Here is a 1801-nt window from a genome sequence, read left to right as displayed (position 1 = left end):
AAGAGGCTGTAATGAAATAGAAATAACCTAAAAAGCCTATTAAACGAAAAAACCGGACTCGAAAGAGCCGGTTTTTTGGTATAATTAGGGTATGATTAGAACTCCTAAATACACAGAAAATTATACTACAAATCAACTCGTATTACCACTGGATTTAGGCATAAAAATAAAAAAAGATTCAGAGGTCTTTACGTATTTGGAACTCACGAAAGGATTAGGGTTAGAAAATTACTTTGATGCCCCAAAAGATAAAGGGAGACATCGAAAAAATCGAGTTCAAATATTAAACGCCATTTTATTTGGGTTTATGGTTGATATAAGAAGCACAAGAGCGCTTGAAAAAGCCTGCCAAAATGATATTAGGTTTATGTACTTGATTGAAGGCATCGAAGTGCCAAGTCATCAGTTGATTAATGAAGTGATGAAAGAAATAGGTGATAAGTTAACCTATTTACAACAAGCTTTGATGCAAGAGATTATGAAGCACGAAACTATTGATACAGATAAACTTTACATTGATGGGACGAAGATTGAAGCGGATGCGAACAAATATAGCTTTAGGTGGGGACGTGCCATTATAACGCATCGTAAAAAGCTCTATGAAAAAATCACAAAAGCCTTACCCAAAGTTAACCCTTTATTTATAAAAGCGAATCAAAAGCCGATACAAACGATGGATAGTTATACGGTTAAAACGGTAAAAAAGATTGTGAATCGTTTGATTGGCTTAGTCGATCAAGAAGGGATAAACTTTGTCTACGGGAAAGGTAAAAGAAAGACAGAGCTTCAAAGATATTATGATACATTTTTAGCTTACTTAGAGAAATTAGAAGCCTATAAACACGACTTGAAGATTATCGGCCCAAACCGAAACAGCTACGCTAAGACAGATCATGATGCGACGTTTATGCATATGAAAGAAGACCATATGCGAAACGCGCAATTAAAACCTGGTTATAATGTTCAACTCGGTGTGAGTAATGAATATATTATGGTGATTGATGCCTATCAAAACGGTTCGGATTTTCATACCTTTAAACCATTACTTGAAAAATACAACCTGATGTATGAGCACTATCCAAGGTATCCAGTCGCAGACGCAGGATACGGGAGTTATGATAACTATTCTTACTGTTTAGAAAAAGGTATGGCGCTTTATCAAAAGTATGGAATGTGGGCAAAAGAAAGAGACCCAAAGTTTAAAAAGAAGATTTACAACAAAGAGAATTTTCGCATCGATAAAAATGGGAACTATCGATGTCCAAATAATAAAAAGTTTATAAAAATAAGGGAATATCAAAGTGACCGCATTAAGTCAGAACACACGATTGAAGAGTACGAGTGTTTACACTGTATGAAATGTAGACAAAAGAAACACTGTACAAAAGCAAAAGAAAATAGGAAAATCAATTTCATAAAAGGTTACGATAAAATGAAGCAAGCGGTCATAAGAAATCTTGATTCAGAACTAGGTATCGAATTAAGAGTTCAACGATCAATACAAGTTGAAGGCGCCTTTGGCGTCATTAAAGAAGATATGCGCTTTAGAAGGTTTACCCGAACAGGTTTCAAAGGTATAAGATTAGAGCTAGATTTAATCACCATTGGGTTTAATCTTAAGAAATTTCATAACAAACGTTACCGACGTTAACAACACGCTACAATAAACTTACATTTCCTCGTGAAATGCATTTTAGGTTATCTTTAAAACGCCATAATAGGTGTTTTTTAAATGATTTAAAAAGAAAAAGGCCGCAAAGCCTTGAATTCTATTTCAAATTCATTTCTTTACAGCCTCTTT

The 1801-nt window shown here is 34.4% G+C and carries 1 protein-coding gene; it reads left to right on the top strand.

Annotated elements, in window-relative coordinates; genetic code table 11:
- Positions 1–91: 91 nt before the first annotated feature.
- The gene (locus ACHAJD_RS09800; RefSeq protein WP_435585687.1) at positions 92–1651 is read left to right on the top strand and encodes an IS1182 family transposase; all 1560 of its coding nucleotides are present in this window, start codon (positions 92–94) and stop codon (positions 1649–1651) included.
- Positions 1652–1801: the final 150 nt, after the last annotated feature.

It is taken from the genome of Liberiplasma polymorphum (assembly GCF_043951795.1).
Lineage (GTDB): Bacteria > Bacillota_I > Bacilli_A > Izemoplasmatales > Izemoplasmataceae > Liberiplasma > Liberiplasma polymorphum.
This window is presented reverse-complemented; position numbering and strand designations above follow the sequence as displayed.

Excerpts from the sequence above, each read along its gene's own strand:
- ACHAJD_RS09800 (WP_435585687.1), top strand. The coding sequence starts at position 92 with ATGATTAGAACTCCTAAATACACAGAAAATTATACTACAAATCAACTC.